Origin of the sequence: uncultured Meiothermus sp., assembly GCF_937863175.1 — a bacterium.
Lineage (GTDB): Bacteria > Deinococcota > Deinococci > Deinococcales > Thermaceae > Meiothermus.
In genome coordinates, this window is sequence record NZ_CALMCQ010000053.1 from 1 (window position 1) to 5,784 (window position 5,784).

At 60.4% G+C, this 5,784-nt stretch carries 4 protein-coding genes; all 4 read left to right on the forward strand.

All coding sequences use genetic code 11. The annotated features are described in order from the left end of the window. A partial coding sequence (locus tag Q0288_RS02180; protein WP_299426500.1) for a CRISPR-associated endonuclease Cas3'' occupies window positions 1–2,229 on the forward strand: 2,229 nt, incomplete at its 5' end. Between the two features lie 61 nt (window positions 2,230–2,290). After that, the gene (cas5c, locus tag Q0288_RS02185) at window positions 2,291–3,034 is read left to right on the forward strand and encodes a type I-C CRISPR-associated protein Cas5c (protein ID WP_299426503.1); all 744 of its coding nucleotides are present in this window, start codon (window positions 2,291–2,293) and stop codon (window positions 3,032–3,034) included. Then, window positions 3,034–4,923, forward strand: a complete 1,890-nt coding sequence (cas8c, locus tag Q0288_RS02190; RefSeq protein WP_299426506.1) for a type I-C CRISPR-associated protein Cas8c/Csd1 — start codon at window positions 3,034–3,036, stop codon at window positions 4,921–4,923. The genes cas5c and cas8c overlap by 1 nt, the downstream gene beginning before the upstream one ends. 29 nt (window positions 4,924–4,952) lie before the next feature. Then, window positions 4,953–5,784 (forward strand): type I-C CRISPR-associated protein Cas7/Csd2 (cas7c, locus tag Q0288_RS02195; protein WP_299426509.1); only part of this gene is annotated, 832 nt, incomplete at its 3' end.

The window sequence follows — 5,784 nt, forward strand, 5'->3', positions numbered from 1 at the left end:
TGGCAGTCCATGCAGGAGCACACCTCCGAGGTAGCCCGCCTGGCCTCGGAGAAAGCCGCCTGCTTTGGCGAGTCTGAAAAGGCCCGTCTAGCGGGACTGCTACACGACCTTGGCAAGTATGGCGATCTCTTCCAGCGCCGTCTGGAAGGCAAGGAGAGCGGCCTCGACCACTGGTCGGCGGGAGCGCATATCGCCCTGAAGGAATACCGGGCGGTAGAGGTTGCCCTGGCGATTCAGGGGCATCATATCGGGCTGCAAAGCGGGGCTATGCAAAGTTTGCAAGAGTTGCTGGATCTGGCCGCCTTGAACCAGAAGCACCCCCTCGACTTGCGGCTCTCGGAGACCAACACCGAGTTACTCAAGCAACGCCTGGTTGCCGATCTGGGCAGTCTGCCTCCCTCTATCCAGCCGGTTTCCAAAAAGTTCAGCGCCGCCGAGATGCTGGACACCCGGATGCTTTTCTCGTGCCTGGTAGATGCCGACTTTCTCGATACCGAGCGCACCATGAACCAGGGCAAACCCCGGTTTGTGCCGCGACCCAGGCCCCCCGAACTCCAGGCTGCCAGAGCCCTCGAGCGGTTGGAAGCGCGGCTGGAAGAGCTGGGCGCTGACCCAAACATCCCGCAAAAAACCCGCAGCCTGCGGCGCGATCTGGCCGATGCTTGCGCCCAGGCCGCCCACCACCCTGCACGGGCCTTCACCCTGACTGCCCCCACTGGCAGCGGCAAAACCCTCGCCATGCTACGGTTCGCCCTCGGGCGTGCAGTACACGACCCCAGGGTGCGCCGCATTGTGGTGGTGCTGCCTTTCCTGACCATCCTCGACCAGACCGTGGATATCTACCGGGCCTTATTTGCCGGGCTGGGCGAACACTACATCTTAGAACACCACAGCCTTACCGGCCTGCGCGGCGGCGAGAAAGTGGACGATGCGGTGGCGCAAAGCGAGAAGGAAAAGCGGCTGCTCAGCGAAAACTGGGATGCCCCCATCATCATCACCACCAGCGTGCAGCTCCTCGAAAGCCTGCACGCGGGCCGCCCTGGAGCTTGCCGAAAACTACACAACCTGGCCGGAAGCATCGTCTTGTTCGACGAGGTGCAGACCCTGCCCACCAAACTGGCCGTCCCCACCCTCAAAACCCTGGCCCGGCTGGCCAGCGAAAAGTACCATTGCACGGTGTTGTTTTCCACCGCCACCCAGCCCGCTTTTGACCTGCTGAATGACGTGGTGCGCAAGGGTGAACCGGAGACCTCGAGCTGGCAGCCCAGGGAAATTGTGTCCAGCCAGCAGGAGCTATTTAGCCGTGCCAAACGGGTCCATACCGTCTGGAGCACCCAGACCCCGCTGGCCTGGCCCGACCTGGTGGCCCAGCTTACGCGCCACCCCCAGGCTCTGTGCATCGTCAACCTCAAGCGACATGCCTACGCCCTGACCCAGGAGGCCCAAACCCAAAACCTGGGTGGTATCTACCACCTTTCCACCGCCCTCTGCCCCCAGCACCGCCGCGACCTGCTGGCGCAGATTGTAGAGGACTTGAAAGCGAATAAACCCTGCCGGGTTTTTGCGACCCAGTGTGTGGAGGCTGGCGTAGACCTCGACTTCCCGGTCGTGTACCGTGCCCTGGCTCCGCTGGACGCCATTGCCCAGGCCAGGGGCCGTTGCAACCGCCACGATGCCTATACCGAACCAGGAAGCCTCACCGTATTTGTCCCCGAAGAAGAAAAATATCCCACCAAAGCCTACGAGCAGGCCGCCAGCCTCACAAAAAGCCTCCTGCTAGAACACGGCAGCCTCGACCTCGACGACCCCGGAACCTACCGGCGGTTCTATCGTGGCCTCTACAGCATCGCCAACACCACGCAGCCTGAGCTGGAAGGCTTTATCACCTCCCAGAATTACCAGGAGTTCGCCCGGCGCTACCGCCTGATCGAAACCAACGCGGTCAACGTGGTGGTTCCCTACAACGACGATGCCAGAACCCTGATGCAGGAGGCCCGCGACCAGGGCATCAGCGGCGACTGGATCCGGCGGGTGCGGGGTTACACGGTTCCGCATTTTCTGGATAAAACCGGGACTCCGCCCTACCTGGAACCCCTCTTCTTGCGCTACCAGCGGGGTCTGAGAACCGAGGTGCCCGACTGGTTTTTGTGCGGCGACCAGAGCCTCTACCACCGGTTGTTGGGTTTCACGCCCGAGGAGGGAGGTGCACAGGGCGCGTTGGTTCTTTGAACAACTCCCAATGCATTACCGGCTACCGGCCTAAACTTGCCTGACCAGCAAAGGAGGAGCAATGCAGAGATTTGTGTTGGAGGTCTGGGGTGAGTATGCCTGCTTCACCCGGCCCGAGTTCAAGGTCGAACGGTTCAGTTACCCCGTGATGACCCCCAGTGCCGCTCGAGCAATCTTCGACGCGATCTACCTCGAGTTCGGCAAAACAACCCCCAAACAACCCGCCATGTACTGGCAGGTCGAGCGTATCGAAATTCTGAAGCCGGTGCGCTATATCGCCCTGATGCGAAACGAGGTCAAGGAGAAGGCCAGCGTAAGAAGCATCCAAACCTGGATGAAAGACCCCGGTACCTTCGAGCCCATCTACGCCGATGCCACCCGCGAAGACACCGGCCAGGACACCAGGGGCCGCACCCAGCGCCAGACCATGGCCCTCAAGGGGGTTGGCTACCGCATTCATGCCCATGCGGTCTTGTACGCCGAAAACCACGAGTTGCGCCAGAAGATCGAGCGCAGCTTCGAACGGCGTGCCAGCAACGGTCAGTGTGTGTATCAACCCTACCTTGGCTGCCGGGAATTCACGGGCTACTTCAAACTGCTGGGTGATTCCTCGGCAACCCCAGAGCCTCACTCGGTCAACGAGCGCATCGGCTGGATGGTCTACGACGTGTTCGACTTATCACGTCCCGGCAGCAACACCGATGCACCTCACATCAGCCTGTTCGAGGCCGAAATTAGCAATGGGGTTCTGAACATCCCTCCCTACCCCAGCGCCGAGGTTCGCAAGCCCCAGGGAGGTGCGTGATGCTTGGGCAACTGGTGGAGTACGCAAACCGTAAGGTTTCGGGCGTCGAAACCGGCTTTACCACCAAGGAAATTCGCTGGCTGGTTGGGGTGAGCCTGGATGGTCGTTTCACCGAACTGATAGCCCTGGAAAATGGCGAAAAAACCTGCGCAGATTTGGCCCAGCCCGAAATGGTAGGAATGCCCAAGGTGTTCAGGTCGCTGGGGTACTCCATCGAACAGGCCTCCCACTTCCTGGCCGACACCTGCGCAGTGATTTTCAAACTCCCGGAGTTAGACCGCACTGGCTCGATCAAGAAGCCCGATGAACACCAGAAAAATCTTCAGAAGCACCAGACCTTCAGGCTCCTGATGCAACTGGCCAGTGAGGAAGTGGCAAGCCTCAGGCCGATCTACCGGGCGCTTTCTGATGAAGCCCAACTGGAGTCGTTTTGCCAGCGCTTGCTGCTGGAAACCCAGAAACCCGGCAAGGATAAGCTCAAGCCCACCGACAAAATCTCGTTCTATCTGGATGGGCAGTGTGTCCTGGACACTTTGGAGTGGCGTGACTGGTGGCGGAATTTCAGAACTAAAATATCTGCAAAGGGCCAGCCCGAAGATGGGGCAGGTACCGGGAAAATGCTCTCACTGGCGACGGGCGAACTGGCCGAACCCGCCCCAACGCATCCAAAGGTGATGAACCTGGGAGGCAGCGCATTCGGTTTTGCTTTTGTAACCTACGACAAGGAAGCCTTCGAGTCATACGGGTTGTCTCAGGGTGAAAATGGCGCGGTAGATCAGAGTTCGGCCACCGCCTATCGCGCGGCGCTGGATCAGATGCTGGGGGCTGCCCGGCAACTGGGCGAGATGAAAATCGCCCTCTGGTATGACCGCGATATTCCCAGCAACAATGATTTATTCGATGGGCTATGGGAACCCGAGTCGGCGGAAGCGGCCGCAGAGGCCAACGCCCTCGAGCGAGCCCAAAAGCTTTTGAATGCTATTCGCACTGGCGAAGTACCGCCCGAGGTTTCCCAGAGCCATTTCTACGCCATCGCCATGAGCGGCGCGGCAGGCCGGGTGATGGTGCGCGACTGGCAGACCGGCAGCCTGGAAGCCTTTGTAACGGCGGTGGAAGCCTGGTTTTCCGGTCTGCAAATTGTCAACTCGAGGGGCTCTAAAAACGCCAGACTACCGGGCTTGAACCGGCTGCTGATGAGCTTGCAGCGCCCAAAATCCCCCGAACAGAAGCTCGACGACTACATCAAGCCCGTCAAGGTGCTGCAAATCCCTTTCTGGCGCGCTGCCCTCAACCCCAGTCTGCCGATTCCCTACAGCGCAGTTGCCAGGCTGATGGAATCCCATACCGCCAGTGTGATGAAGGGCGAGCTTGATCAGGCCCTAAAGGTCAAACAGGGCAACGAGGCCGATGCGGCCTCGCTAGGACGGATCTACGCCCGCATGGGACTATTGAAGGCTTACCACAACCGCAAAGGAGGCTACCCAATGACCCCAGCCCTCGACCCCCAGCACCCCAGCAAAGCCTACCAGTGTGGGCGATTAATGTGTTTGCTGGCCCAGATTCAGGACACCTCTTCGGATGCAGACATCAACGCCGGAGTGGTGCAGCGCTACTACGGGGCGGCTTCCAGCACGCCAGCGCTGGTGCTGGGCCGCCTGACCCGCCTTTCGCAACACCACCTCAGCAAGATTCAGCGGGACAAGCCTGGGCTGGCGTTCTGGCTCAATAGCCAGATTGCCGAGGTCTGGAACGCCCTGGACAAGAGTTTGCCCAAGACTCTCAGCCTGGAAGAGCAGAGCCTGTTTGCGCTGGGCTACTACCAGCAGTTCGCCTTCAACCGCACCCGGCGCAGCGGCAACCCCGAAGCCGCCGAAGACCCGGCCGGCTAGCCCTGACCCAACTGCAAAGGAGATTGTGTATGTCCAACCCCATCCAAAACCGCTACGAGTTTCTGCTGATTTTCGACTGCAAAGACGGCAACCCCAACGGCGACCCCGACTCCGGCAACGCCCCCAGGGTAGACCCGGAAGACGGCCACGGCCTGGTGAGCGATGTGGCCATCAAGCGGCGCATTCGCAACTATGCCCAGGCCGCAGGGCAGCAGATTTTCGTGCAACATGGAACCAATCTCAATCGTTCGATTTTCGAGGCGCACGAGAAAACCGAAGGTGGCTTTTCTGGAACCAAGACCAAGGGGAAGGTGGGTGCGGCTCGAGACTGGATGTGCGATCGGTTTTTCGATGTGCGTACCTTTGGTGCGGTGATGAGCACCGGTGCAAACGCCGGACAGGTGCGCGGCCCGGTGCAGATTACCTTTGCCCGCAGTGTGCATCCCATTTTTGCCTCGGAGTTCAGCATCACTCGAGGGGCGGTTGCCGAGGATGTAAAAAACGCCAAGACCATGGCCGACTGGCTCAAGTGGGAGGCCGAGCAGCCCGAGGACAAGCTGCGCACCATGGGGCGCAAGAGCCAGATTTCGTATGGGCTTTACGCCGCCAGGGGCTTCATCAGCGCCCACCTGGCCCAGGGCACCGGCTTTAGCGAAGCCGACCTGAAGGTGCTGCTGGAAAGCCTGCTCAATATGTACGAGCACGACCGCAGCGCCAGCAAGGGCCAGATGTCTACCCGCAAGCTGGTGGTGTTTAAGCACGTCGGCACCGACCCCCACAACGCCGAGCAGAACAAGCGCCAGGCCATGCTGGGCTGTGCCCCGGCCCACCGGCTGCTGGATATGGGGCAGGTGGTGAGCA

Coding starts and splice junctions, on each gene's coding strand:
- cas5c (WP_299426503.1), top strand. CDS start 2,291: ATGCAGAGATTTGTGTTGGAGGTCTGGGGTGAGTATGCCTGCTTCACC.
- cas8c (WP_299426506.1), top strand. CDS start 3,034: ATGCTTGGGCAACTGGTGGAGTACGCAAACCGTAAGGTTTCGGGCGTC.